This is a genomic window from Ramlibacter cellulosilyticus (genome assembly GCF_014297465.1).
GTDB classification, from domain to species: Bacteria; Pseudomonadota; Gammaproteobacteria; order Burkholderiales; family Burkholderiaceae_C; genus Ramlibacter; species Ramlibacter cellulosilyticus.
In genome coordinates this window covers 15,984-39,311 of sequence record NZ_JACORT010000006.1, presented here as the reverse complement: position 1 = coordinate 39,311, position 23,328 = coordinate 15,984, and the positions used below count along the sequence as shown (strand labels likewise).

The window sequence follows — 23,328 nt, the reverse complement described above, 5'->3', positions numbered from 1 at the left end:
TCAGAAACCCAGGACGTTCCAGACGCGCTGCTTGCGCTCGGCGAAGCCGTCGCGCCCCTGCTCGGGCCGGCTGCGGGCCTGGTCGGTGGGCTGCAGCTCGTAGGCGGGCGCGCCGTTCTTCGGCTGCACCGTGACGCTCTGCACCTGGCCGCCGACGCGCACTTCGTCGATGCGGTTGTCCTTGTCCTCGGTGCGGATGTGCTCGATCTTCTGGTTCTTGCGCGGATCGAGCTTGCCTTCGCGCTCGATGGTGTTTTGCGCGAGGACGGGGAACGCCGCCGCGACGGAGATCAGGACCAGGAACTTTCCCATGTGCGGATTGTAGGGTGGCGGCGCGCCCGCGCCGGAAGGCGAGCGAAGCAAACCCCGCCGTGCCCGCAAAGGCACAATCCCCCCATGAGCGAGACGGACGCAGTCCCCCACCCCCAACCCAAGGTCCTCCTGCTGGTGGACGGCTCCAGCTACCTGTACCGCGCCTACCACGCGATGCCCGACCTGCGGGCCGTTCCCGGCGACCCCGCCAGCCCCGCCACCGGCGCGATCCGCGGGATGATCAACATGCTGCAGAAGCTGCGCCGCGACATCCGCGCGGACTACGCAGCCGTGGTCTTCGACGCGCCCGGCGCGACCTTCCGCGACGAGTTCTATCCCGACTACAAGGCGACGCGCTCGCCGATGCCGGACGACCTGCGCGCGCAGATCCCGCCGATCCACGAGGTGGTGCGCCTCCTGGGCTGGAAGGTGCTGCACGTGCCCGGCGTTGAGGCCGACGACGTGATCGGCACGCTCGCCTGCATGGGCACCGAGCGCGGGTTCGTGACGGTCATCTCCAGCGGCGACAAGGACCTGTCGCAGCTCGTGAACGAACACGTGACCGTGATCGACACCATGAACGACCGCCGCCGCGACATGACCGGCGTGGAGGTCGAATTCGGCGTGCCGCCGCGGCTGATGGTGGACTACCAGACGCTCGTCGGCGACGCCGTCGACAACGTGCCCGGCGTCGACAAGGTCGGCCCCAAGACGGCGGTCAAGCTGCTGAAGGAATACGGCTCGCTCGACGCGCTCATCGAGCGCGCGCACGAGGTGAAGGGCGCCGTGGGCGAGAACCTGCGCAAGGCGCTGGACTGGCTGCCCAAGGGCCGCCACCTGCTCACCATCCGCACCAACTGCGACCTCAAGGACCACATCCCCGGCTTCCCGGAGCTGGAGGACATCGTCATCGGCGGGCAGGACGTCGAGCAGCTGAAGGCCTTCTACGACCGCTACGGCTTCAAGGGCCTGGTCAAGCAGCTGGAGGAGCACGCCGTCCCGCCGGAGCTGCTGGAGGAGCGCCAGAAGGAGGCCCGCGGCCGGCCCGCGCCGGGCGGCCTGTTCGAGGAGCCGGACCTGTCCGGCCTCTCGCAGGCGACCACGCTGCACTACGAGACGGTCTTCACCTGGGCCGAGTTCGACACCTGGCTGGCGCGCATCGAGGCGGCACCGCTGGTGGCGGTCGACACCGAGACCGATTCGCTCGACGAGATGCTGGCTTCCATCGTCGGCCTGTCCTTCAGCCCGGAACCGGGCCTGGCGTGCTACATCCCGCTGACGCACGACTACCAGGGCGCGCCCGAGCAGCTGCCGCGCGAGGAGGTGCTCGCCCGGCTCAAGCCCTGGCTGGAAAACCCGGAGCGCAAGAAGCTGGGGCAGCACATCAAGTTCGACCGGCACGTCTTCGCCAACCACGGGATCGAGGTGCGCGGCTACCAGCACGACACGATGCTGGAGAGCTACGTCCTGGAAGTGCACAAGCCGCACGGCCTGGCCAGCCTGGCCGAGCGGCACCTGGGGCGCACGGGCATCGACTACGAGACGATCGCCGGCAGCGGCGCCAAGCACATCGGCTTCAACCAGGTGCCGATCGACAAGGCGGCCGAATACTCCTGCGAGGACTCGGACCAGACGCTCGACGTGCACCTGGCGCTGTGGAACAAGCTGGAGCCGGACGGCAAGCTGCGCTTCATCTACGACCTGGAGATGCAGTGCAGCGAGGTGCTGTACCGCATCGAGCGCAACGGCGTGCTGGTCGACAGCGCCGCGCTCGGCCGGCAAAGCCACGAGCTCGGGCAGCGCATCATGCAGCTGGAGCGCGAGGCGCACGAGCTCGCCGGGCAGCCGTTCAACCTGGGCAGCCCCAAGCAGATCGGCGAGGTGTTCTTCGTCAAGCTGGGACTGCCCGTGGTGAAGAAGACCGCGAGCGGCGCGCCGAGCACGGACGAAGAAGTGCTGGAGAAGCTGGCGGAGGACTATCCGCTGCCGGCGAAGATCCTGGAGCACCGCAGCCTCTCCAAGCTCAAGGGCACCTACACGGACAAGCTGCCGCAGCAGGTGCACCCGCGCACGGGCCGCGTGCACACGCATTACGCGCAGGCGGTGGCGGTGACGGGGCGGCTCTCCAGCAACGACCCGAACCTGCAGAACATCCCGATCCGCACGGCGGAAGGGCGCCGCATCCGCGAAGCCTTCGTCGCGCCGCCGGGGTGCCGCATCGCGAGCGCCGACTACTCGCAGATCGAGCTGCGCATCATGGCGCACATCAGCGAGGACGAGGCGCTGCTGCGCGCCTTCCGCGAGAACATGGACGTGCACCGCGCCACCGCGTCGGAGGTGTTCGGTGTCGCCCTCGACGAGGTGTCGAGCGAGCAGCGCCGCTATGCGAAGGTGATCAACTTCGGCCTGATCTACGGCATGAGCAGCTTCGGCCTCGCGCGCAACCTCGGCATCGAGACGTCCGCGGCCAAGAGCTACATCGACCGCTACTTCCAGCGCTATCCCGGCGTGAAGCAGTACATGGACGAGACGCGCCTCTCGGCCAAGAGCCGCGGCTACGTCGAGACGGTGTTCGGCCGCCGGCTGTACCTGCCCGAGATCAACTCGCCCAACGGCCCGCGCCGCGGCAGCGCCGAGCGGCAGGCCATCAACGCGCCCATGCAAGGCACGGCGGCGGACCTGATCAAGCTGTCGATGGTCCAGGTGCAGCAGCGCCTGGAGAGCGAGAACCGGCGCACGAAGATGATCATGCAGGTGCACGACGAACTCGTGTTCGAGATTCCCGAAGACGAGGTGGAGTGGGCGCGCGTGGAGATCCCGCGGATCATGGCGGGCGTGGCGGAACTGCGGGTGCCGTTGCTGGCGGAGTTCGGGGTGGGGGCGAACTGGGAAGAGGCGCATTGATGGAGGGGGGCGGGGTGCTGGGGTGCGCTCCGCGCAACCCAGCCTACGAACCGCCGGCCCCGTAGGCTGGGTTGCGCGGAGCGCACCCCAGCACGGCGTAAGCCGCGACCCACACCCCCGCGCGCCATTTCGCCGCAGCTGTCACACCACGGCTGCCTAGACTGTCCCGTCCCACAGGGAGAGTCCATGGCAGAGAAAGAACGCCCCGATGCAGGGGACGCGACGGGAGCACCTGCGCTGCTCCCCGCACCGGCGCAGCAGTCCTTGCCGGTCGGCCTCACCGTCAACGGCAAGGCCTGTGAGCTGCAGCTCGATACGCGCACGTCGCTGCTCGACGCCTTGCGCGAGCACCTCCACCTCACCGGCACCAAGAAGGGCTGCGACCACGGCCAGTGCGGCGCCTGCACGGTGCTGGTGGAAGGCCGCCGCATCAACAGTTGCCTGAGCCTCGCCGTCATGCACGACGGCGAGGAAGTCACCACCATCGAAGGCCTGGGCGAACCGGCCAGCCTGCACCCGCTGCAGCGCGCCTTCGTCAAGCACGACGGGTTCCAGTGCGGCTACTGCACGCCGGGGCAGATCTGCTCCGCCGCGGGCATGCTGCAGGAGCTGCGCGCCGGCATGCCGAGCCACGTCACCGCGGACCTGCAGCAGCAGCCGCTCCTGAGCGAGGAAGAGATCCGCGAGCGCATGAGCGGCAACCTGTGCCGCTGCAGCGCGTACCCGAACATCGTCGACGCGATCCGCGAAGTGGGGGAGGCGCCATGAAGCCCTTCACCTACGAACGCGCGAGCAGCGTCGAAGCCGCGGCGCAGGCGGTGGCGCAGAAGCCCGAGGCGAAGTTCATCGCCGGCGGCACCAACCTGCTGGACCTGATGAAGATCCAGGTCGAGACGCCGCTGCACCTCGTCGACGTCAACCGCCTCGGCCTCGACCGCATCGAGGACACGCCCGAAGGCGGGCTGCGCATCGGCACGCTGGTGCGCAACAGCGACCTCGCCGCCGACGCGCGCGTGCGAGATCGCTACCCCGTGCTGAGCCGCGCGCTGCTGGCCGGCGCGTCGGGCCAGTTGCGCAACAAGGCCACCACCGGCGGCAACCTGCTGCAGCGCACGCGCTGCTACTACTTCTACGACCCGAGCAAGCCGTGCAACAAGCGCACGCCGGGCTCGGGGTGTTCGGCCATCGGCGGCTTCACGCGCAACCATGCGGTGCTGGGCACCAGCGAGCACTGCATCGCCACGCATCCCTCCGACATGGCGGTCGCCATGCGCGTGCTCGACGCGCAGGTGGAGACCGTCGACGGGCAGGGCGGCCGGCGCGTGATCCCGATCGCCGACTTCCACCGCCTGCCCGGCGACACGCCGCAGGTCGACACCAACCTCGCGCACGGCGAGCTGATCACCTCGGTGGTGTTGCCACCGCCGCCACCCGGTAAACAGGTGTACCGCAAGGTGCGGGACCGCGCGTCCTATGCCTTCGCGCTGGTGTCGGTCGCGGCCATCGTGGAATCGGCCGGCGGCGTGGTCCGCAGCGGCCGCGTCGCCTTCGGCGGCCTGGCGCACAAGCCCTGGCGCGTGGACGCCGCGGAGCAGGCGCTGGCGAACCGCAAGGTCGACGAAGGCGCGCGCGACGCCGCGGACGCCGCGCTGCAGGGGGCGCGCGGCCAGGGCGACAACGACTTCAAGATCCCGCTGGCGCGCCGCGTGCTCGCGGGCGTGCTGGCCGAAGCGGCAGCGTGAGGGGAACGCGATGGAGATGAACCAACCCGCGCCGCCGAATGCGCTGGACGCCAACCGCCAGGGCCTGATCGGCCGCGACCTGGACCGCGTCGACGGGCCGCAGAAAGTGTGCGGCACGGCGCCGTATGCGTACGAGGTGCAGGAAGCGCCGGAACGTCCCCTCTACGGCTTCATCGTCGAGGCGCCCATCGGCTGCGGCCGGCTGGTGTCGATCTCCACGACCGAGGCGGAGCGCGCGCCCGGCGTCGTCCACGTCATGACGCACCTCAATGCGCCGGAGCAGGCGGCCTTCAGCCTGGAGGAAAGCGAGCGCTTCAACCGCCCGCATCCGGTGCTGGGCGATGCCGTCATCCCGCACTACGGCCAGCCCGTGGCCTTCGTCGTCGCCGGGACTTTCGAGCAGGCGCGTGCCGCCGGCTTCCTCGTGCAGGCGCAGTACGAAGCGATGCCCGGCCAGTTCCGGATGAAGGAGCACCTGGACCTCGCGGAGAAGCCGCCGGAGGAAGAAGGTAAGCAGGCGGACAGCGAGGAAGGCGATTTCGACACCGGCTTCGCCGCGGCCGACGTGCAGGTCGACGTGGAGTACGCGACGCCGGTCCACATCCACGCGCAGATGGAGCCGCATGCGGCACTCGCGTGGTGGGAGGGCGACCGCGTCGTCGTGCACTGCTCTACGCAGATGCTCGAGAGCGCGCAGAAGCGGGTGGCGAACACGTTGAAGATGCCCGAGGAGAAGGTGCGCATCGTCAGCCGGTTCATCGGCGGCGGCTTCGGCGGCAAGCTGCCGGTGTGGGCCGACGTGATCCTCGCGGTGCTCGCGGCCAAGGCGCTGCAGCGTCCGGTGAAGACCGCGCTCACGCGCCAGCAGATGTTCCACCTCACCAGCCACCGGCCCGACACGGTGCAGCGCGTGCGCCTCGGCGCCGGGCGCGACGGCAGGCTGCTCGCGATCGGTCACGAAGCCTGGTGCCATTCGGCGCGGCTCGACGACTACCTGGAGCCGGTGTGCACGTCCACGCGTTCGCTGTACGCCGCGCCGCACCGCATGACGCGCCAGCGGCGCGTGAAGCTGGACCTGCCCGTCGCCGATTCCTGCCGTTCACCCGGCGAAGCGGTCGGCATGCCGGTGCTGGAATGCGCGATGGACGAACTTGCGGAGAAGCTGGGCATGGACCCGGTGCAGTTGCGCATCGCCAACGAGCCCTCCGAGGACCCGGAGAAGCACGTGCCGTATTCGAGCCGGCAGCTCGTCGCCTGCCTCGAGGAAGGCGCGCGCCGCTTCGGGTGGGACCAGCGCCGGGCGCAGCCCGCGATGGTGCGCGAGGGCCGCTTCCTGGTCGGCATGGGCATGGCTTCGGCCTCGCGTTCCAACAAGCTGCAGCCGTCGAAATGCAAGGTGAAGCTCGGGGGCGACGGCGTGCTGGTGGCGCGCATGTCGATGACCGACATCGGCACCGGCAGCTACACGGTGTTCACGCAGATCGCCGCGGAGATGCTGGGCCTGCCGGTGGAGAACGTCCGCATGGAGCTGGGCGACAGCGACTTCCCGCCGACCGCGGGGTCGGGCGGTTCGTTCGGCGCGGCGAGTGCCGGTTCCGCGCTGTACGTGGCCTGCGAGGAGTTGCGCCGCAAGCTGGCGCAGTCCGCCGGCATCGCCCCCGACGAAGCGGAGTTCGCGGACGGCCACGTGCGGGGCGGCGGCAAGGGCGCGGCGCTCGCGAAGCTCGCCGGCCCTGACGGCATCGAGGCGGAAGGCGAGATCGCGCCCGGCACCATGGAGAAGCAGTACCGGCAGATGGCCTACGGCGCCTTCTTCGCCGAGGTCGCGGTCGACACGGAAAGCGGCGAAGTGCGCGTGCGCCGCCTGCTGGGCGTCTTCGCCGCGGGCCGCATCCTCAATGCCAAGACCGCGCGCTCGCAGCTCCTGGGCGGGATGATCTGGGGCGTCGGCACCGCCTTGCACGAGGAAGCCGCGCTCGACGCGCGCCACGGCTGCTTCGCCAACCACGACATCGCGGAATACCACGTGCCCGTGCACGCGGACATCCCGGCGATCGACGTGGTGCTGCTGCCGGAGGTGGACGACAAGGCCAACCCGCTGAAGATCAAGGGTCTCGGCGAACTGGGCATCAGCGGCGCCGCCGGCGCCGTGGCGAACGCGATCTACAACGCGTGCGGCGTGCGGGTGCGGGAGTTTCCGATCACGCTGGACAAGCTGCTGCCGGGCCTTCCGGCCTGACGCTCCGTCATTCCCGCGAAGGCGGGAACCCAGGGCTCCCGGGAACTCGCCGCGCGCGGCGAGCCTTCCAAGCCCTGGGTCCCCGCCTCCGCGGGGATGACGATCACCCGCAGCGGACCGCGGTGATCCTGTTCTCCGCATCCACCACCACGTTCACGCGCTCCGCGTTGAACTCCATCGTCACCACCTGGTTCGGCCGCAGGATGCGCGCGATGTGGGCGCCGGTGCGCTGGCGGATTTCCTCCACCAGCGGCGCGGTCTGCGGACGGCCCACGGCGTACTGCGCGGCGTCGGCATTGCAGGCCGAAGCGGGCGGGGGCGGGGGTGACGCGGGCGGCGCGGCGGGCGGTTGTTGCGCGCAGGCCGCGAGCAGCAGCGCGCAGGCGGGAAGGAAGGCGCGTCGCATCGCCGTCATCCCTTCTTCTTCTCGGACCACAGCTCGCCGCCGGTCGCCCAGTTCGACGGTGCGATGTCGAACAGCAGGATGTCGACGGATTCGGCCTTGCTGCCGATGGTCTCGACGCAGGCCTGGGTGAGCGCCTGCACGAGGGCCTTCTTCTGCTCGGGGGTGCGGCCCTCGAACAGTTCGACGCGGATGGTGGGCATGGATTCTCCTGGGACGAAAAAGGCGTAGTCTGCGCCAAGCCCGTAGACTCCGCGCTTTCGTTACTGCACGCACTTCCCATGCCGCGACACGACCTCGAGAACGACCTGCACGCCCTGGTGCCCGGTTCCGTCACGGAGCAGGGCGCGACCCGCCGCACCGCCCTGAAGGCCGCGCTCGGCGCAGGCTACGCCGCGGCGGCCGGGCCGCTCATGGCGCAGACGGCGATCCGCACGCCGGCGGACGGCCTGGTCGCAGGCGAGATCACCTACGAGGTCAACGGCTTCCAGGTCCCCGCCTACCGCGCCGCGCCCGCGGGCCGCACCGGCCTGCCCGTGGTGCTCGTCATCCACGAGATCTTCGGCGTGCACGAATACATCGCCGACACCGCGCGCCGCTTCGCGCGCGCGGGCTACCTCGCCATCGCGCCGGAGCTCTTCGCGCGCCAGGGCGACCCCGGCAGCTACGGCGAGATCGCGAAGCTGCAGGCGGAGATCGTCTCGAAGACGCCCGACGCGCAGGTGATGGCCGACCTCGACGGCGCGCTGAAGTGGGCGGCGGCGAACGGCGGCGACGCGGGCAAGGCCGGCATCACCGGTTTCTGCTGGGGCGGGCGCATCACCTGGCTGTATGCCGCGCACGCGCCGGTGAAGGCCGGCGTGGCCTGGTACGGCCGGCTGGTCGGAACGCCCAACGCGCTGCTGCCCCGCAACCCCATCGACCTCGCGGGCAGCCTCAAGGCCCCCGTGCTCGGGCTGTACGGCGGCGACGACGCGGGCATTCCCCTGGACACGGTTGATAAGATGAAGGCGGGCCTGGCGCAGGGTTCGCCCGCCGCGCGGGCCTCGCAGTTCGTGGTGTACCCGGACGCGCCGCATGCCTTCCACGCGGACTACCGCCCCAGCTACCGGCAGGGGCCCGCGGATGACGGCTGGAAGCGCGCACTCGCGTGGTTCGCCGCGCACGGCGTCGCCTGAGAGAAAGAACAACGACACCAGCATCCGGCCGCCGCGGGGCGGCCGTCCGTCCGTGACCCTGATCACCATCCTCCTCGCCACCTTCGCGGCTGGCATCGGCAGCGTGTGGCTCGCCGCCGCCCTCATGCGCCTCGGCTGGCAGGACGCCGGCACGGGCGTGGCCGGCCGCGGCCTGCCGGAGCAGCACCTCCTGAGCCTCGCGGCGGGCGCGCTGCTGTCCACCGCGTTCATGCACCTGCTGCCCGAGGCGATGGAAAGCGGCCGCGAGGCGCACGCCCTGTTCGCCACGCTGCTCGTGGGCCTGGTGTTCTTCTTCCTGCTGGACAAGGCGGAGCTCTGGCACCACGGCCACGAGCACCACCACGGCGCCGAAGGCGACCACGCGCACGTGCACAAGCACCACCATGCGGAGGGCCACGGGCATGCGCACGGGCACGGCGAGGTGCGCTCGGGCGGCTGGGCCGTGCTGGCGGGCGACAGCGTGCACTGCTTCGGCGACGGCATCCTCATCGCATCGGCGTTCGCGGCGAGCCCGAAGCTCGGCGCGGTGGCGGCCATCGCGGTGCTCGCGCACGAGGTGCCGCACCACATCGGCGACCTCGCGGTGCTGCGCCAGAGCAGCGGCAGCCGGCGCGCGGCGCTGGTCAAGCTCACGCTCGCAGGGGCCATCACGCCCCTGGGCGGGCTGGTGGGCTGGTGGCTGGTGGACCAGCTGGTGGCCTACCTGCCCTTCTTCCTGGTCGTGGCGAGCAGCAGCTTCATCTACGTCGCGCTCGCGGACCTGATTCCGCAACTGCAGAAGCGCCTCGGCGCGCGCGAGACGCTTGCGCAAGTCGCCTGGCTGCTGGTAGGCATCGTCCTCGTCGTCGTCGTGAGCGCGGTCGCGCACCACGATTGAACGTGCTGGGGTGCGCTGCGCGCAACCCAGCCTACGCGCGGGGACCGTAGGCTGGGTTGCGCGCAGCGAACCCCAGCACCGTGGCTCGTCAGCGACGATAGGGGTTCGTCGGCCGGCGGTCCCAGCGGTTCGGCACGCCGTCCCCGTCGCGGTCGCGGTCCCAGCGGTTCGGGATGCCGTCGCGGTCCTGGTCGCGACGATGGGAACGCTGGTAGCCGTGGCCGTAGTGGTAAGGCCGCGGCGCCTGGTAGTACTGCGGGCCCGTGACCACGTAGCCCGGCTGCGAGTACGCCGGGTAGTAGGGCGTGCCGATCTGCACGTGCACCGAGGCACCCGCATGCGCCGGAGCGGCGAACGCGACCATCAGCGCGGCCGCACCGGCCAAGGTCATCCACGACGTCTTTCTCATGTGTGTCTCCTGTCTCATGGGGGCATGGTGGCCGCGCCATGTGAACGCGCGGATACGCGCATGCAAACGGCATGTGAACGCGGAGAGGTTTCGTTTCCGGATGGAACAGCAGTCCTACATGCCAGCGGATGTTGTCCGACAGGGTCAACCCGACGCCCGTCCTACGCTGAGTGCGCCGATCGCGAACATGTTCGTCGCGCATCGCGCTACATCCACAAGGAGTGAAAGACATGGCGTCTCGTGATTACGAAGACCGCGACCGGCAGGGCCGCTGGGGAAGTGGCGGCGACCAGCAGCAGGAGCGCGGCCAGGGATACGGCGGCAGCGAGTCGCGCGGCAGCTGGGGTGGCCAGGGTGGCGGCTACGGCGGGTTGCAGGGCTCGCAAGGGTCGCAAGCCTCGCAGGGTTCCCAAGGCTCCCAGGGTTCGCAGGGCGGCTACGGCCGCTCCGGGTCGGAGTTCGGCTCGCAGCAATCCTCGGGCTATGGCGGCTACGGTGGCGAAGGCCATGGCTACGGCCGCGGCTCGTCCGGTTCCGAGTACGGCGGCGGCAGCCAGGGCCAGGGCACCTGGGGCCGCGAGTCCGGCGGCAGCAGCTACGGCCAGGGCGGTGGCGGTTACGGCCAGGGTGGCAGCAGCTATGGCCAGGGCGGCGGCGGTTACGGCGGCCAGGGTGGCGGCGGCTACGGCAGCCAGGGCGGCCAGGGCAGCTGGGGCGGCCAGGCCGGCCAGAGCGACTGGGACCGTTACGGCGGCCAGCAAGGCAGCTGGGGCGGCGGCCAGGGCGGCGGCATGCACGGCAGCTACGGGCAGGGCAGCGGCATGGGCGGCAGCAGCTACGGCCAGATGGGCAGCAGCGGCGTCGGCAGCAACAGCACCTACGGCCAGATGGGTGGCGGCACGTACGGGCAGGGCGGCGGCGGCCACTACGGTGGCGGCGGCTATGGCCAGAGCGGCGGCGGCTACGGCAGCACCCAGGGGTACCAGGGCGGGCAAGGCAGCCAGGGCTACGGCCAGGGCCAGGGCTCGCAGGGATCGCACGGTTCGCAAGGCTACGGCAGCTACGGCGGCGGCATGGGCAGCATGGGCCAGGGCAGCTACGGCGGCGGCCAGGGCTACGGCAGCCAGGGCGGCTCGCAAGGCAGCTGGGGCGGCAGCCAGGGCTACGGCGGCGGGCAGGGCGGCGGCTACGGCAGCAGCCAGGGCAACTTCGGCGGTGGCGGCATGGGCAGCTACGGCCAGACCGGCTACGGCGGCAGCCAGAGCCAGGGCGGCAGCTACGGCGGCAGCGGCGCGGGCTACGGCCAGAGCGACTGGGGCCAGGGCGGCGGCGGTTACGGCAGCCAGGGTTCGGGCTGGAGTCAGGGCGGCGGCACCGGCACGCGCTCGCACACCGGCGGGCACGGCCAGGGGCACCACGACCCCGAGTACCACCAGTGGCGCGAGGAGCAGATCCGCAACCTCGACAACGACTACCAGTCGTGGCGGCAGGAACGCTATCGCAAGTTCAGCGACGAATTCACCAGCTGGCGCAACAGCCGCAGCGGCGGCCAGGGGCAGAACGACATGTCCGGTTCGATGGGCTCCGGCGGCTCGGGCTCTTCCGGTTCGTCGTACGGCCAGGGCGGCACGGGCGGCGTGAGCGGATCGGGCACCAGCGGCATGGGCGGCTCCGGCGGCACCAGCGGCACCAGCGGGATGGGCAGCTCCAGCGGCTCCGGCAGCTCGGGCAGCTACGGCAGCACGGGCCAGAGCGGCTCGAGCAGCCTGCAGGGCTCCAGCGGCATGGGCAGCGCGGGCACCTCCATGAGCGGCGGCACGGCCAATCCATCGAACGTCGGTTCGGGCAGCAGCGGCTCCACGGGGAGCAGCAGCGGCACGGCGGGGTCCAGCACCGGCAGCAGCAGTTCGGGCAGCAGCACGAAGAAGTAAGCCATTGAAGTTCATGCGGCGCCGTGCGAGCGGCGCCGCCTTTTTTTTCCTCGAGACCAAAGCACAAGGGAGATCCTCATGAAATCACGCCTCGCACAGGCACGCGCCGCGCTCCTGCCGGCCTTCCTCGGCCTCGCCCTGTCCTGGAGCACCGGCCAGGCCCAGACCACGGGCGCGGGCAGTTCCGTCACCGGCGGCCAGTCCTCGCCGGCCGCGCAGGCCGGCACCGGCACGCGCAACACGCCCGAGAAGAAGCAGGACGTGGCGCGCGCCGACCGCAAGTTCATCGAAGAGGCCGCCAACAGCGGCATGTTCGAGGTGCAGGTGTCGCAGCTCGCCGCGAGCAAGGCGACCGACCCGGCGGTGAAGAGCTTCGCGAGCATGCTCGTGGACCACCACACGGCCGCCAACAACGAGCTCGTGAAGATCGCCAACGGCCGCGGCATCGAGCTGCCGGCCGCGCCCAAGCGCGCGCTGCGACGCGATATCGAGAAGCTGGGCAAGAAGCAGAACGGCGAGGAGTTCGACCGCGCCTTCGTGCGCGACGTCGGCATCAAGGCGCACGAGAAGGACATCAAGCTGTTCGCCAAGGCGAGCAAGGACGTGAAGGACCCGGAGCTCAAGGCCTTCGTCGACAAGACCCTGCCGGTCCTGCGGGAGCACCTCGCTGCTGCAGAGAAATTGCCGCAGTCGGGCAAGAATGCCGCGACAATGGGCGCCAACAGGAAATAGCGATGGGGCGAGGCGGGGCGTGAACAGGAGTTGCGGGATGCGCTGGACGACGCTCGTCTTGTCTGCCACGGCCGTGCTGGCCGCGTGGCCTGCTTTTGCCACCGCCGCGCCCGGCAGCTATGCCGCGGCCGCCGCCGCGGAAGCGAAACCGCTGCCGCCCGCGCAGCGGCTCGAACGCCGCTTCCTGCAGATCTCCGCCGCCAACCTGCGCTTCCAGTCGGAGGCTTCGCAGCTCGCGGAGGCGCGCACGAACAACCCGGCGGTGAAGGACCTCGCCCGCACGCTGCTCGCGCGGCAGCAGACGGCGCAGCCCGAGTTGCTGCGCCTGCTGCACGTGCGCGGCATGGCACCGCCGATGCCGACCAACGAGCACGGCAAGGTGCTCAAGCAGCTCGCCAAGCTCACGGGTGCCAAGTTCGACCGGCTCTACGTCGACGAGGTCGTGCTGCGCTCGTACCAGGCCGACATCGCCAACTACGAGAAGGTGGGCGCCCAGGCCGAGGACCCGGTGCTCAAGGCCTGGATCGACCGGCAGCTGCCCACGCTGCGCTTCCACTACGCGAAGGCGGGCAAGGCACTGCCGAGCGCATCGCTGCGCGGGCAGCGCGCGGTGTGAATGACGATGGATCCTGGCTTCCGCCAGGATGACATTGCTCCCGCGGCGCGGCGCGCCGCGTGCAATGTCATTTCGGGCTGTAGCCCGTGACGCGCCAGCGGCCGTCGCTCTCGCGCACGGTCGTGACCGTCTCCTCGACTTCCCTGTTCGCGAACTTCGTGACGAACACCACCGTCACGTAGTCGCCTTCCGGGCGGCCGGGGAGCGTCTTCTTGTAGACCGCGATGCCGGGCGTGCGCTCCACGAGCGCCCCGTAGGGCTCGCGCACCCTGGGGACGTTGTCCATCCACGTGCCCAGCGGCACGTTCTGGCGGAACACCCCGCTCGATGCGTCCCACGCCGTGCCCCAGTCCTTGCGATCCAGCAGCAGCAGCCACCCGTGCGCGGCGTTCTGGCCGGCCTTCTCGAATTCGGGGTTGCTGATCACGCCATTGGCCGCCGCGGCCGGTGCCGCTGCCGGCGCGGGCGCGGCGGCGGCAGCCGGCTTCGTCTGCGCCTGGGCGGCCATCGCGAGCACCAGGCCCGTGGCCAGCAGGCCGAGGCGGACACGCTTGTTCATTCTTTCGTACTCCATCGGGAATCGGTTGCGGCAAGTCTAGCCGCTGCAGCCGGCGCCTCCGCCGCTGTACATCCCTTTACCGCGCTTTTACCCGCAGCAGCTCGCGCATCATCCGCGCGCCCACCTGGCCCTGGTCCTCGTGGTTGGTGTTGAAGATCACGTGCACCTGCCGGGCCTGCTCCGCCAGGTGCTCGATCTCCGGCACCATCGCGGCGAGTTCGTCCGCGTTGTACTGGTAGTCGAAGCGCGCCGACGACGCGGCGAGGCCCTTCTTGTTCCAGGTGTCCCTGTTGCGCCCGTGCAGGCGCACGATCGCGAGCCGCGGGTTGGTGACGTCCCACACGCAGGGCACGCAGTTCGCGAAGCCCTGGGGCGAGTCGACCACCGTGTGCACGAGGCCGAGGCCGCGCTCCCAGTCCAGGGTGGCTTCGAGGTGTTCGCCGAAGAACCAGGTCTGGTGCCGGAACTCCGCCGCGACGAGATGGCCCTCCATCTTCTCCACGCAGTGCTCCACGTGCGCCATGCTCGCGCGGTTGCGCAGCATCCAGGGCGCGAACTGGAAGTGCACGGCGCCCAGCTTGCCGGCCACCTGCAGCGGCGCGAGCGCGCCGCGAAACCGGCGCCAGAGCTCGTCGCGGATCTCGCCGGGCAGCTTCTCGTAGTACAGCGTGCGGGGCACGTCCGGGCCGAGCGCCTTCTGCAGGTCGCGATCCAGTGCGGTGGGCAGGGCCTGGTGTCCCGTGAGCAGGCGGAAGGCCTTCACGTTGAAGGTGAAGCCCGCGGGCGTGCGGTCGGCCCAGAGCTGCGCGGTCTGCGGCAGCGGCATCGCGTAGTAGCTCGAGTCGACCTCCACCAGCGGGAACTGCTGCGCGTAGAAGCGCAGACGCTGTTCCGCGGTCCTGCACCCGGGCGGATAGAAGCGGCCGCAGGCAATGAGCGTCTTGTCGGTCCAGGACGCCGAGCCGACGAGGATGTTGGCGATCACTGGATTAATATACAGGGTCAGTAGGCTGGGTTGCGCGAAGCGCACCCCAGCAACCAGGACCATGCAGTACCCCGATCCGCTCGAATCCCTGAACCCGCAGCAGCGCGAAGCCGCGACCCACGGCACGGGCGAGACCGCGGGCGACACCCGGCCGCTGCTCGTCATCGCGGGCGCGGGCTCCGGCAAGACCAACACGCTTGCGCACCGCGTCGCGAACCTGATCCGCCACGGCGCCGACCCCCAGCGCATGATGCTGCTCACCTTCAGCCGCCGCGCCGCGCAGGAGATGGAGCGCCGCGCGGGCAGCGTGCTGCAGAAGGCGCTGGGGCTCGCCGGCACGCAGCAGATGCCCAACCTGCCGTGGAGCGGCACCTTCCATGCGATCGGCGCGCGCCTGCTGCGCGAATACGCGCCGCGCATCGGCCTGGAGGAGAACTTCACCATCCACGACCGCGGCGACGCCGAGGACCTGATCGGGATGGTGCGGCACGAGATCGGCTTCTCCGACACGAAGAAGCGCTTCCCGCTCAAGGGCACCTGCCTGGGCATCTATTCGCGCGTGATGAACACGCGCGAGCCGCTGCACCTCGTGCTGCAGTCCGTCTACCCCTGGTGCACGCAGTGGGAGGACGAGCTGAAGAAGCTGTTCGGCGCCTACGTGGAGGCCAAGCAGCAGCAGAACGTGCTGGACTACGACGACCTGCTCGCCTTCTGGGCCGACATGGTGGCCGAGCCGACCCTCGCCGAGGAGATCGGCGCCCGCTTCGACCACCTGCTCGTCGACGAATACCAGGACACCAACCGGCTGCAGGCCGAGATCCTGCTCGCGATGAAGCCCACGGGGCAGGGCGTCACCGTCGTGGGCGACGACGCGCAGAGCATCTACGCCTTCCGCGGCGCCACGGTGCGCAACATCCTCGACTTCCCGCGCCAGTTCACGCAGGAGGCGCGCATCGTCACGCTGGAGCGCAACTACCGCAGCACGCAGCCCATCCTGGACGCGAGCAATGCCGTGATCGCCGCCGCGCGCGAACGCCACGCCAAGGACCTGTTCACCGACAAGGCCTCGAGCAACCGCGCGCAGCTGGTGCTGGTGCCCGACGAGGCCCAGCAGGCCCGCTGGGTGGCCGACCAGGTGCTGCGGCAGCGCGAGGCGGGCAGCACGCTGAAGGCGCAGTCGGTGCTGTTCCGCGCCAGCCACCACAGCGCCGCCCTCGAACTCGAACTCGCCCGGCGCAACATCCCCTTCGTGAAGTTCGGCGGGCTCAAGTTCCTGGAGGCGGCGCACATCAAGGACGTGATGGCCGTGCTGCGCTTCGCGCACAACCCGCGCGGTCGCATGGCGGGCTTCCGCGTGGCGCAGCTCGTGCCGGGCATAGGCGCGGCGACGGCGACGCGCCTGCTCGATGCGATGGCGGAAGCGAGCGACCCGCACCAGGCCCTGCAGGCCTTCGAGCCGCCGGCCGCGGCGAAGGCGGAGTGGACGCGGCTCGCCGCGCTGCTCGCGCAACTGCAAGAGCCCGGGCTCGCCTGGCCCGCGGACATGGAGCTGGCCAAGACCTGGTACCTGCCGATGCTGGAGCGCATGCACGACGACGCGCAGGTCCGGAAGCTCGACGTGGAGCAGCTCGCGCGCCTGGCCGCCGGCTACGCGAGCCGCGAACGCTTCCTCACCGAGCTCACGCTGGACCCGCCGGAGGTGACCAGCGACCAGAGCGGGCCGCCGCTGCGCGACGAGGACTACCTGATCCTCTCGACGATCCACAGCGCGAAGGGCCAGGAGTGGAAGGCCGTGCACGTGCTCAACGTGGTGGATGGCTGCATCCCGAGCGACATGGCCACGGGCACGACGGAGGAACTGGAGGAGGAGCGCCGCCTGCTCTACGTCGCGATGACGCGCGCGAAGGAGCACCTGCACCTGCTCGTGCCGCAGCGCTTCTACGTCTCGCAGCAGGCGGGCGGCGGCGACCGCCACGTGTACGCGGGGCGCACGCGCTTCATCACCGAGGCGATGCTGGCGCACTTCGAGCAGCTGGCCTGGCCGCAGGCCGACGCGGCGCACGCCGGCGCGCACGCGCAGCCGCAGGCGCCGGTGATGCAGGTGCGCGCGCGGGCGCGCGCGGCCTGGCGCTGAAGTTCCCGCGTGCGCCGCGGAAGCGAGCACGTCCTACGCCTCGCGCGGTGCACGGCCTACAAACACTGCCAACGTGCGGCCTACAGTGCCGCTCTTGACGCGGGTGCCTCCATCCGCCAAGCGATGGATCGCCAGGGGCAGGGCGATTCCTACGCGGAGCCGCAGGGTGAACCGACAGGCTCCGTGATTGGTCTGCCTAGATTGAGCGGGTGGCCGCAAGCAGGAACAAGCGGCCGTTCATGCATCCAAAGGAGCAAGCTATGGCATCGCGCAGTTCTTCTTCTTCCTCCAAGTCCTCCTCGTCGCCGAGCAAGTCGAGCGCGAGCAAGGGCGGCAAGGCCAGCGCCTCCAGCCGTTCTTCCAGCGGCCGCGCCAGCGCCAGCAAGAGCTCGGGCAGCAAGGGTTCCGGCAGCTCCAGCCGCTCTTCCAAGGCTTCGAGCAAGTGACGTGACGTCGCGGCGCAGCCGCGCGAGTCACGTCATCCCGGCGCAAGCCGGGATCCCTAGGGCCTCCCTACATGCCTGGCCGCTCGCGCCGCCAGGCATTCTTCTTTCCGGCACACGAGATCCCATGAATTCCCAACGACCCGACGACGCCGCCACCCTCCCCAGCACGAAGAGCCCCGGCAACGAAGGCGCCCGCGGCAGCCGCGGGCAGGCCAACAGCGGCGCGCAGTCCGGCAACCCGGACGGCGGCGCCAACGAGCGCGCACCCAGCGAGGGCACGCCCGACCTGCGCGATGCCGACGCCCAGGGCGGCGGGGGTGTCGCGAGCGAGTCGAGCCGATCGAAGTAGGCTCCGCGACAATGGAGGGATGCGCTTCGCGAGTTCCTCCAACTTCCGCCGCGTGGGCGTGGGGTCCGTGCCCGGGCTGCCCCTGCGCAAGCTGTACCGCTCCGACCACCTCGGCGCCCTGGACGCCGCCGACGCCGCCCAGATCCGCGCGCTGGGCATCACGCGCGTGCTCGATTTCCGCGGCGTGCACGAGCGCACCAGCGCCGCCTGCCGGCTCGAGCAAGTCACCGTGCACTCGCTGCCGATCGAGCCGACCATCGTGCAGAAGCTGGCCGAGATGCGCGAGGCGGGCGAGCGCCTCACGGGCGATCTCGTCGCCGTCCACATGCAGGACACCTACCGCGGCTTCGTGCGCCACAACACGGAGCGCTTCGCGGAGTTCTTCCAGCACCTGCTCGCCTCCGACGAACCCACCGTCTTCCACTGCACCGCGGGCAAGGACCGCACCGGCTTCGCCGCGGCCCTCCTGCTCAAGGCGCTGGGCGTGCCCGACGAGGAAGTGATGCGCGACTACCTGCTGACGAACGACCGCCTGGTGCTTCCCGAGGCGTCGCGGCTCGGGCTTCCGCGCGAGGCCATGGAAGTGCTGTGGCGCGTGCAGCCTGCTTTCCTGCAGGCCGCGCTGGACGAAGTGGACGCGCGCTACGGTTCGCTGGAAACCTACCTGCGCGAGGGCCTGCGCCTGCGGGATGCCGAGCGTGCCGCGCTGCGGCAGCTTTACCGCGAAGGGTAGGCCCTCCTGCCGGGCCCCGCGCCCGGCTCCTACGCGAGACCCCGGGCGGAACCGACAGGTCAGCGATTGCGCGGCGCGAACACTCCTGCCATGGGACTGCCGAAAGGCAGCCAATGGAAAACACCAAGGAAAAGGAGTCCGCGATGCCCAACCAGGAACAATCCCGCGACGGGATGCCGCGCAAGGACGACGACCGGCCCTCGCCGGACGTGAACCAGGCCACCGACGGCCAGGCCTCCGCCCGCGGCACCGGCGACGCGCCGGGCGTCGGCCAGCGTCGCGACCGGCCCACCGCCGGCGAAGAAAAGGGCATGCCGGTCTCCAGCGAATCGCCCTCCGCGCAGGACTACCGTGGCGACGGGCCGGCCAAGGTCGGCATCACCAGCGACAACCAGCCGGACCTCGTGTCCCCCTCCGGCGTCAACGAACGTGACCACGGCGCGGCGGACGACGCACCGCCCGCGGGCGGCGGTGCCCTGAACTTCGACGACGGCACCGACGAAGTCCATCCGCGCGGCAAGGTGACGGGTGCCGGCGGCACCTGGAACGAGAAATTCGCGAGCGACAGCGGCCGCCTGGGGGCGCCGAACCCCGGCCTGTCCGACCGCAACGGTCCGAGCGATCCCGATGCCAAACGCGGTCGCTAGCGCGGTCCGGGGAGGAGGCAACATGGTCTACGCGATCTTCTCCGCCTCGGTCCTCCTGGCCATCGGCGCGATCTACGCCGGTGCCATCGGATGGCTGTACTTCCGCCAGGAACGCCTGCTGTTCGAACCGGATCCGCTGCCGCAGGACGATCCGATCTGCAACGATCCGGACACGCGCGAGTTCTTCGTCGAGGTGCCCGGCGCGCGGCTGTCGGTCGCGCACATGCGGCGGCCCGATCCGCGGGGCGTCTTCTTCTTCCTGCACGGCAATTCCGGCAACCTGAAGAAGTGGTTCGTGGAGCTGGATGCCTTCCGCCAGGCGAACTTCGACGTCGTGATGTTCGACTACCGCGGCTTCGGCAAGAGCAGCGGCCAGATCGAGAGCGAGGAGCAGCTGCGCGCCGACGTGCTGTCGGTCTGGCAGCACTTCGCGCCCATGTACGAAGGCAGGCGCGTCGTCATCTCCGGCCAGTCGCTGGGCACCGGCCTCGCGGCGGGGCTCGCGGCCGACCTGTGCTCCAACGGGCGGGCGCCGGACCTCACCCTGCTCGTGTCGCCGTACAGCAGCATGAAGGCTCTGGCGGCGGAACTGTATCCCTGGGTGCCGATCCAGGTGCTGCGCTACCCGCTGCAGACGCTGGAGCATGCGGCGAAGCTGCTCGGCCCCGTGATGCTGATCCACGGCGAGAAGGACGAGCTCATCCCGATCCACCACAGCGAGAAGCTGTGCAGCGCGATGCGCTCGGCGCAGCTGCTGCGCGTCGACGGCGCGGGCCACAGCGACGTGCATCGCTTCCCCACCGTGCGCAAGGCGCTGCTGTCCGCGCTCGGGCGGCTCTGAAGAAGGGGCTCGTCATTCCCGCGAAGGCGGGAAACCAGTGCTATCGGACTGCGCCCGCGTTGCGGGCGCAGCTCTTCCCACGCCCTGGGCCCCCGCCTCCGCGGGGGTGACGGTAGCGATGCAAACCGCCCTCTGGTCCCTCATCGTCGGCCTGCTGCTCGTGCTGATGGCGCTCGCCGGCAGCGTGCTCAAGCGCCTGCCGCTGTCGACCGCCATGCTGTACCTGCTGGTGGGCCTCGCCGTCAGCCCGCTGCTGCTGTATCTCGTCGCACCGCAGCCGCGCACGCATGCACCGATCCTGGAGCACGTCGCGGAAGTGGTGGTGCTGCTGTCGCTGTTCACGGCGGGGCTGAAGCTGAGCCCCGGCCTGCGCGACCGGCGCTGGCTGCTGCCGGTGCGGCTGGCGCTCACGTCGATGGTGATCACCATTGCGCTGATCGCGCTGGCCGCGTACTTCTTCCTCGGGCTGCCCGCCGGTGCCTGCATCCTGCTCGGTGCCATCCTCGCGCCCACCGATCCCGTGCTCGCGTCGGACGTGCAGCTGCACGAGCCGGGCGACCAGGACAAGCTGCGCTTCGCGCTCACCGGCGAGGGCGGACTCAACGACGGCAGTGCCTTTCCTTTCGTGATGCTGGGCCTCGGCCTCCTCGGCCTGCACGATCTCGGCGCCGGCGGCTGGAAGTGGCTCGCCGTCGACGTGGTGTGGGCGACCGCCGCGGGACTGGCGTGCGGCTGGGTGCTGGGCCTCGCGGTGGGCCGCCTCGTGCTGTACCTGCGGCGCGAGCACAAGGAGGCCGTGGGCCTCGACGACTTCCTCGCGCTGGGACTCATCGGACTCGCGTACGGCACGGCCCTGGAGCTCCACGCGTACGGCTTCCTCGCGGTGTTCGCGGCCGGCGTGGCCTTGCGCCGCCTCGAGCAACGGCAGTCCGGCGGCGACGCGAGCCTCGCGAAGGTGGAAGAGGCGCTGGTGGATGCGGACCGCACCCTGGCGCACCAGGTCGCGGTCGACCCTCGCCACGCGCCCGCGTTCATGGCGCGCGCCGTGCTCGCGTTCAACGAACAGGCGGAGCGCATCGGCGAAGTCGCCGTGGTGATCACCATCGGCGCGCTGCTGTGGGCCGTCGCGTGGGAAAGCGCGGCGTGGTGGTTCGTGCCGCTGCTGCTGCTCGTGATCCGTCCGCTCTCGGTACGGCTGGGCCTGGCGCGGTCGCCGGTCTCGCGCGGCCAGCGCCTGCTGATCGGATGGTTCGGCATCCGCGGGGTGGGTTCGCTCTACTACCTCATGTACGCGCTGAACCACGGATTGCCGCGCCACCTGGCCGATCCGCTCGTGGCGCTCACCTTGTCGGTGGTGGTCACGTCGATCGTCGTGCACGGAGTCTCCGTCACGCCGCTCATGGCGGCGTACGAGCGTGCCTTGCGCCGCCCGCGCGGCCGGGCTTGAAGGAGGGCTTTCCTACATGACTGACGTCTTCGCACTGACAGCGCCGGGCGCGTGCATCTTTAGAGTGGTACGACGAGAAAGAGCCATGAATCCCACGCCCAAGACCCCGCGGCCGCAGGCCGCACGCAAGGAACGCACGCGCGCGGAGCGCCAGGAGGAGCTGCAACCGGCTCCCACGGGCGCCAATCGCGGCTCGCCCGCGGCGCCCGTGATGCAACAGTTCGTCAAGACCAAGGCAGAGCGCAACGGCCGCGGCTGACGCATTCCGACGGAGACGCCCCATGCACACCACCAAGAAACAGGCTCCCGACGCCATCGACCTGCTGGATGCGGACCACCTCGCGGTGCACGCGATGTTCGAGTCCTACCGCGACCTCGTGCGCACCGGCGCGCCGGCGCTGCAACGCCGCGCGCTGGCCGAGGAGATCTGCATGGAGCTCACCATCCATGCACGCCTGGAGGAAGAGCTGTTCTACCCTGCCGTGCGCGATGCGCTGAACGACGAGGATCTCGTCGACGAGGCGGAGGAACAGCACGGCAGCCAGCGCGAATTCGTCGCGCAGATCCTGTCGACGTCGCCGGAAGACGAGCTGTACGACGCGCGCGTCGCGGTGCTCGCCGAGTACGTCGCGCGGCACGTGCGGCAGGAGCGCGAGCAGGTCTTCAACCGCGCGCTCGCGTCGCGCCTGGACCTGCAGTCGCTTGCACGTTCGCTCACGATTCGCAAGGAAGAATTGCGCGCCGTATCGGATGCCCTGCGCGAAGATGCGCTGGCCTCGGCGCTCGCTTGAGGAGGCTGCAAGGCGCGGCGTTCCGGCCGTGCCTTGTCCTACAGCCTTCGACAGTGCGAGACGACATGGCCGAAGAGATCGCCCACTAAAGTGAGCCGCAGGCAACGGGGCCAACCCGCTGTCATCTCTCTCGATGCAATCCGATTCGAAACCAAGGAGTTCCTGATGATCAAGTCCCCGATCGCGCAATGCGCCGCCCTGGCCCTGATGGCTGCCCTGACGCTGAGCGCTTGCGGCAAGAAGGATGAGGCGGGCACCGCCGCCACCGACAGCTCCACCTCTTCGTCCACGACTTCCAGCACGTTGCCGTCGACGACGACGACGCCGAGCGACACGACCAACAGCACGACCGCCAGCGGCTCGATGGGCACGACCCCGTCCACCACCGACACGACCACCGGCAGCGGCACCTCCATGGGCGCCGGCACCGCTACCACCCCGGGCACCAGCACCGACATGGGCTCCGGCTCCACGGCGGGCAGCACCACCGGCACCGGCAGCAGCATGGGCTCCACGACCGGCAGCACCGGCGCGACCGGCGCCCCCACGGGCAGCACCACCGGCACGACCGGCACGGCCAAGTGATGTTGCGGCGCGCGTCCTGGCCTCTCGCGAGCCTGGCCGCCGCGTGCACGCTCGCCCTGGGCGCGTGCAGCAAGCAGGCGGACACGAACGCGACCGCCCCGGGGAGCCCGGGCACCGGCAACGCCACCGAAGTGGTGCGGCCGGCCGCTCCGGACGGCCCGCCGGGCGGGCCTTCGGGCATCGCAGGTTCCGCGCCGCACACGGGTTCTTCCGGCGGCGACGCGGTGCCGGGTGCCACGGGGCAAGGGACCGCGGAAGCGAACGGGCGCAGCCAGGCGGCACAGCCAGGCACCGGCCTCAATGGCGGGCTGGGCAGCAACACGGCGATGGGCGCTTCGGGCGCGAACGGCCCGACCGTCCCCGACGGCAGCGCCAACACGACGTCCGGTTCGGCCGTCGGCAGCCGTCCCTGAAGCTTCCCGCAACGCCATGAAAAAAGCCGGGCAC

Annotated in this window: 26 protein-coding genes; 19 read left to right on the top strand and 7 right to left on the bottom strand. The window is 70.4% G+C overall.

The features are described 5' to 3' along the window. Complete coding sequence (locus H8N03_RS14720) at nucleotides 1-312, bottom strand: hypothetical protein (RefSeq protein WP_187076957.1); 312 nt, start codon at nucleotides 310-312, stop codon at nucleotides 1-3. Nucleotides 313-396: 84 nt separating this feature from the next. On the opposite strand from H8N03_RS14720, the gene polA reads away from it, so the two are divergent. The 4 genes from polA (at nucleotide 397) to H8N03_RS14700 (ending at nucleotide 7,197) form a co-directional block, all read left to right on the top strand. Next, a complete protein-coding gene (gene polA, locus H8N03_RS14715) occupies nucleotides 397-3,216 on the top strand; it encodes a DNA polymerase I (RefSeq protein ID WP_187076956.1) in 2,820 nt (939 codons plus the stop codon). 186 nt (nucleotides 3,217-3,402) lie between these two features. Continuing rightward, nucleotides 3,403-3,984 carry an aldehyde dehydrogenase iron-sulfur subunit PaoA gene (paoA, locus tag H8N03_RS14710; protein ID WP_187076955.1) on the top strand — a complete coding sequence of 194 codons (582 nt, stop codon included), beginning with the start codon at nucleotides 3,403-3,405 and terminating at the stop codon, nucleotides 3,982-3,984. After that, nucleotides 3,981-4,958: an FAD binding domain-containing protein gene (locus H8N03_RS14705; protein WP_187076954.1), complete on the top strand. Its 978-nt coding sequence runs from the start codon at nucleotides 3,981-3,983 to the stop codon at nucleotides 4,956-4,958. The genes paoA and H8N03_RS14705 overlap by 4 nt, the downstream gene beginning before the upstream one ends. Before the next feature lie 10 nt (nucleotides 4,959-4,968). Then, nucleotides 4,969-7,197: a xanthine dehydrogenase family protein molybdopterin-binding subunit gene (locus tag H8N03_RS14700; protein ID WP_187076953.1), complete on the top strand. Its 2,229-nt coding sequence runs from the start codon at nucleotides 4,969-4,971 to the stop codon at nucleotides 7,195-7,197. Between the two features lie 103 nt (nucleotides 7,198-7,300). On the opposite strand, the gene H8N03_RS14695 is transcribed toward H8N03_RS14700, so the two are convergent. Together H8N03_RS14695 and H8N03_RS14690 are read right to left on the bottom strand one after the other, a co-directional pair. Beyond that, nucleotides 7,301-7,612: an I78 family peptidase inhibitor gene (locus tag H8N03_RS14695; protein ID WP_255428225.1), complete on the bottom strand. Its 312-nt coding sequence runs from the start codon at nucleotides 7,610-7,612 to the stop codon at nucleotides 7,301-7,303. Further along, the gene (locus tag H8N03_RS14690; RefSeq protein ID WP_187076952.1) at nucleotides 7,609-7,803 is read right to left on the bottom strand and encodes a 4-oxalocrotonate tautomerase; all 195 of its coding nucleotides are present in this window, start codon (nucleotides 7,801-7,803) and stop codon (nucleotides 7,609-7,611) included. The genes H8N03_RS14695 and H8N03_RS14690 overlap by 4 nt, the downstream gene beginning before the upstream one ends. A 78-nt stretch (nucleotides 7,804-7,881) precedes the next feature. Here H8N03_RS14690 and H8N03_RS14685 point away from each other — a divergent pair, with 78 nt between their 5' ends. Further along, complete coding sequence (locus H8N03_RS14685; RefSeq protein ID WP_187076951.1) at nucleotides 7,882-8,778, top strand: dienelactone hydrolase family protein; 897 nt, start codon at nucleotides 7,882-7,884, stop codon at nucleotides 8,776-8,778. Nucleotides 8,779-8,830: 52 nt separating this feature from the next. Further along, nucleotides 8,831-9,676: a ZIP family metal transporter gene (locus H8N03_RS14680; RefSeq protein WP_187076950.1), complete on the top strand. Its 846-nt coding sequence runs from the start codon at nucleotides 8,831-8,833 to the stop codon at nucleotides 9,674-9,676. 88 nt (nucleotides 9,677-9,764) lie between these two features. On the opposite strand, the gene H8N03_RS14675 is transcribed toward H8N03_RS14680, so the two are convergent. After that, nucleotides 9,765-10,085: a thrombospondin type 3 repeat-containing protein gene (locus tag H8N03_RS14675; protein WP_187076949.1), complete on the bottom strand. Its 321-nt coding sequence runs from the start codon at nucleotides 10,083-10,085 to the stop codon at nucleotides 9,765-9,767. Between the two features lie 230 nt (nucleotides 10,086-10,315). On the opposite strand from H8N03_RS14675, the gene H8N03_RS14670 reads away from it, so the two are divergent. From H8N03_RS14670 to H8N03_RS14660, 3 genes are all read left to right on the top strand, one after another. After that, nucleotides 10,316-12,016, top strand: coding sequence for a hypothetical protein (locus H8N03_RS14670; RefSeq protein WP_187076948.1), 1,701 nt, complete (start codon nucleotides 10,316-10,318; stop codon nucleotides 12,014-12,016). Between the two features lie 78 nt (nucleotides 12,017-12,094). Beyond that, nucleotides 12,095-12,748, top strand: a complete 654-nt coding sequence (locus H8N03_RS14665; protein ID WP_187076947.1) for a DUF4142 domain-containing protein — start codon at nucleotides 12,095-12,097, stop codon at nucleotides 12,746-12,748. A 37-nt stretch (nucleotides 12,749-12,785) separates the two neighbouring features. Further along, complete coding sequence (locus H8N03_RS14660) at nucleotides 12,786-13,364, top strand: DUF4142 domain-containing protein (RefSeq protein WP_187076946.1); 579 nt, start codon at nucleotides 12,786-12,788, stop codon at nucleotides 13,362-13,364. Between the two features lie 67 nt (nucleotides 13,365-13,431). Here the strand turns inward: H8N03_RS14660 and H8N03_RS14655 are convergent, their stop codons facing one another. Beyond that, a complete protein-coding gene (locus H8N03_RS14655; protein WP_187076945.1) occupies nucleotides 13,432-13,923 on the bottom strand; it encodes a DUF4019 domain-containing protein in 492 nt (163 codons plus the stop codon). 76 nt (nucleotides 13,924-13,999) lie between these two features. After that, nucleotides 14,000-14,908: a DUF72 domain-containing protein gene (locus H8N03_RS14650; RefSeq protein WP_354005131.1), complete on the bottom strand. Its 909-nt coding sequence runs from the start codon at nucleotides 14,906-14,908 to the stop codon at nucleotides 14,000-14,002. 61 nt (nucleotides 14,909-14,969) lie between these two features. Between H8N03_RS14650 and H8N03_RS14645 the strand changes: the two genes are divergently transcribed. Then, nucleotides 14,970-17,042 (top strand): ATP-dependent helicase, encoded by a 2,073-nt coding sequence (locus H8N03_RS14645; RefSeq protein ID WP_187076943.1) that lies wholly within the window; start codon nucleotides 14,970-14,972, stop codon nucleotides 17,040-17,042. A 196-nt stretch (nucleotides 17,043-17,238) separates the two neighbouring features. Here H8N03_RS14645 and H8N03_RS14640 read toward each other — a convergent pair whose 3' ends face one another. Next, the gene (locus tag H8N03_RS14640) at nucleotides 17,239-17,484 is read right to left on the bottom strand and encodes a hypothetical protein (protein ID WP_187076942.1); all 246 of its coding nucleotides are present in this window, start codon (nucleotides 17,482-17,484) and stop codon (nucleotides 17,239-17,241) included. Between the two features lie 128 nt (nucleotides 17,485-17,612). On the opposite strand from H8N03_RS14640, the gene H8N03_RS14635 reads away from it, so the two are divergent. The 9 genes from H8N03_RS14635 to H8N03_RS14595 all read left to right on the top strand — a co-directional run bounded on the left by H8N03_RS14635 (nucleotide 17,613) and on the right by H8N03_RS14595 (nucleotide 23,294). After that, complete coding sequence (locus H8N03_RS14635) at nucleotides 17,613-17,837, top strand: hypothetical protein (RefSeq protein ID WP_187076941.1); 225 nt, start codon at nucleotides 17,613-17,615, stop codon at nucleotides 17,835-17,837. 19 nt (nucleotides 17,838-17,856) lie between these two features. Beyond that, on the top strand, nucleotides 17,857-18,570 hold the full coding sequence (locus H8N03_RS14630) for a tyrosine-protein phosphatase (RefSeq protein WP_187076940.1): 714 nt from the start codon (nucleotides 17,857-17,859) through the stop codon (nucleotides 18,568-18,570). 143 nt (nucleotides 18,571-18,713) lie between these two features. Beyond that, complete coding sequence (locus H8N03_RS14625; protein ID WP_187076939.1) at nucleotides 18,714-19,217, top strand: hypothetical protein; 504 nt, start codon at nucleotides 18,714-18,716, stop codon at nucleotides 19,215-19,217. 22 nt (nucleotides 19,218-19,239) lie between these two features. Continuing rightward, complete coding sequence (locus tag H8N03_RS14620) at nucleotides 19,240-20,058, top strand: alpha/beta hydrolase (RefSeq protein WP_187076938.1); 819 nt, start codon at nucleotides 19,240-19,242, stop codon at nucleotides 20,056-20,058. A 118-nt stretch (nucleotides 20,059-20,176) separates the two neighbouring features. After that, entirely contained in the window at nucleotides 20,177-21,505 is a 1,329-nt protein-coding gene (locus H8N03_RS14615; protein WP_187076937.1) for a cation:proton antiporter, read from the top strand. Between the two features lie 85 nt (nucleotides 21,506-21,590). Continuing rightward, the gene (locus H8N03_RS14610) at nucleotides 21,591-21,764 is read left to right on the top strand and encodes a hypothetical protein (RefSeq protein ID WP_187076936.1); all 174 of its coding nucleotides are present in this window, start codon (nucleotides 21,591-21,593) and stop codon (nucleotides 21,762-21,764) included. A 22-nt stretch (nucleotides 21,765-21,786) separates the two neighbouring features. Further along, a complete protein-coding gene (locus H8N03_RS14605) occupies nucleotides 21,787-22,296 on the top strand; it encodes a hemerythrin domain-containing protein (protein ID WP_187076935.1) in 510 nt (169 codons plus the stop codon). Between the two features lie 165 nt (nucleotides 22,297-22,461). Next, nucleotides 22,462-22,881 (top strand): hypothetical protein, encoded by a 420-nt coding sequence (locus H8N03_RS14600; protein WP_187076934.1) that lies wholly within the window; start codon nucleotides 22,462-22,464, stop codon nucleotides 22,879-22,881. Further along, on the top strand, nucleotides 22,881-23,294 hold the full coding sequence (locus tag H8N03_RS14595) for a hypothetical protein (protein WP_187076933.1): 414 nt from the start codon (nucleotides 22,881-22,883) through the stop codon (nucleotides 23,292-23,294). The genes H8N03_RS14600 and H8N03_RS14595 overlap by 1 nt, the downstream gene beginning before the upstream one ends. Nucleotides 23,295-23,328 lie beyond the last annotated feature (34 nt).

Excerpts from the sequence above, each read along its gene's own strand:
- H8N03_RS14595 (WP_187076933.1), top strand. The coding sequence starts at position 22,881 with ATGTTGCGGCGCGCGTCCTGGCCTCTCGCGAGCCTGGCCGCCGCGTGC.
- H8N03_RS14655 (WP_187076945.1), bottom strand. The coding sequence starts at position 13,923 with ATGAACAAGCGTGTCCGCCTCGGCCTGCTGGCCACGGGCCTGGTGCTC.
- H8N03_RS14615 (WP_187076937.1), top strand. The coding sequence starts at position 20,177 with ATGCAAACCGCCCTCTGGTCCCTCATCGTCGGCCTGCTGCTCGTGCTG.
- H8N03_RS14665 (WP_187076947.1), top strand. The coding sequence starts at position 12,095 with ATGAAATCACGCCTCGCACAGGCACGCGCCGCGCTCCTGCCGGCCTTC.
- H8N03_RS14700 (WP_187076953.1), top strand. The coding sequence starts at position 4,969 with ATGGAGATGAACCAACCCGCGCCGCCGAATGCGCTGGACGCCAACCGC.
- H8N03_RS14720 (WP_187076957.1), bottom strand. The coding sequence starts at position 312 with ATGGGAAAGTTCCTGGTCCTGATCTCCGTCGCGGCGGCGTTCCCCGTC.
- H8N03_RS14675 (WP_187076949.1), bottom strand. The coding sequence starts at position 10,085 with ATGAGAAAGACGTCGTGGATGACCTTGGCCGGTGCGGCCGCGCTGATG.
- polA (WP_187076956.1), top strand. The coding sequence starts at position 397 with ATGAGCGAGACGGACGCAGTCCCCCACCCCCAACCCAAGGTCCTCCTG.
- H8N03_RS14645 (WP_187076943.1), top strand. The coding sequence starts at position 14,970 with ATGCAGTACCCCGATCCGCTCGAATCCCTGAACCCGCAGCAGCGCGAA.
- H8N03_RS14660 (WP_187076946.1), top strand. The coding sequence starts at position 12,786 with ATGCGCTGGACGACGCTCGTCTTGTCTGCCACGGCCGTGCTGGCCGCG.
- H8N03_RS14685 (WP_187076951.1), top strand. The coding sequence starts at position 7,882 with ATGCCGCGACACGACCTCGAGAACGACCTGCACGCCCTGGTGCCCGGT.
- paoA (WP_187076955.1), top strand. The coding sequence starts at position 3,403 with ATGGCAGAGAAAGAACGCCCCGATGCAGGGGACGCGACGGGAGCACCT.
- H8N03_RS14670 (WP_187076948.1), top strand. The coding sequence starts at position 10,316 with ATGGCGTCTCGTGATTACGAAGACCGCGACCGGCAGGGCCGCTGGGGA.
- H8N03_RS14690 (WP_187076952.1), bottom strand. The coding sequence starts at position 7,803 with ATGCCCACCATCCGCGTCGAACTGTTCGAGGGCCGCACCCCCGAGCAG.
- H8N03_RS14635 (WP_187076941.1), top strand. The coding sequence starts at position 17,613 with ATGAATTCCCAACGACCCGACGACGCCGCCACCCTCCCCAGCACGAAG.
- H8N03_RS14705 (WP_187076954.1), top strand. The coding sequence starts at position 3,981 with ATGAAGCCCTTCACCTACGAACGCGCGAGCAGCGTCGAAGCCGCGGCG.
- H8N03_RS14625 (WP_187076939.1), top strand. The coding sequence starts at position 18,714 with ATGCCCAACCAGGAACAATCCCGCGACGGGATGCCGCGCAAGGACGAC.
- H8N03_RS14630 (WP_187076940.1), top strand. The coding sequence starts at position 17,857 with ATGCGCTTCGCGAGTTCCTCCAACTTCCGCCGCGTGGGCGTGGGGTCC.
- H8N03_RS14600 (WP_187076934.1), top strand. The coding sequence starts at position 22,462 with ATGATCAAGTCCCCGATCGCGCAATGCGCCGCCCTGGCCCTGATGGCT.
- H8N03_RS14610 (WP_187076936.1), top strand. The coding sequence starts at position 21,591 with ATGAATCCCACGCCCAAGACCCCGCGGCCGCAGGCCGCACGCAAGGAA.
- H8N03_RS14695 (WP_255428225.1), bottom strand. The coding sequence starts at position 7,612 with ATGACGGCGATGCGACGCGCCTTCCTTCCCGCCTGCGCGCTGCTGCTC.
- H8N03_RS14620 (WP_187076938.1), top strand. The coding sequence starts at position 19,240 with ATGGTCTACGCGATCTTCTCCGCCTCGGTCCTCCTGGCCATCGGCGCG.
- H8N03_RS14605 (WP_187076935.1), top strand. The coding sequence starts at position 21,787 with ATGCACACCACCAAGAAACAGGCTCCCGACGCCATCGACCTGCTGGAT.